Below are 351 nucleotides of genomic sequence, written 5' to 3' on the forward strand. Positions count from 1 at the left end.
CTCCCGGGGTTCTTTTCGCCTTTCCCTCACGGTACTGGTTCACTATCGGTCGATTACGAGTATTTAGCCTTGGAGGATGGTCCCCCCATATTCAGACAGGATTTCTCGTGTCCCGCCCTACTTGTCGCATACTTAGTTCCACACATCGCATTTCATGTAAGGGGCTATCACCCTCTATGGCCGAAGTTTCCAATTCGTTCCATTATGCGTCATGCTAAATCATGCAGGCTCTTCCCATTTCGCTCGCCACTACTTTGGGAATCTCGGTTGATTTATTTTCCTGCAGCTACTTAGATGTTTCAGTTCGCCGCGTTCGCCTCACACACCTATGTATTCAGTGAGTGATACCCT

At 48.7% G+C, this 351-nt stretch carries 1 rRNA gene; it reads right to left on the reverse strand.

What is annotated here, in order from left to right:
• A 23S ribosomal RNA gene (locus GM672_RS27940) occupies positions 1–351 on the reverse strand; the annotation flags it as partial.

This window comes from Pseudoduganella buxea, assembly GCF_009720835.1.
Taxonomy (GTDB): domain Bacteria; phylum Pseudomonadota; class Gammaproteobacteria; order Burkholderiales; family Burkholderiaceae_D; genus Rugamonas; species Rugamonas buxea.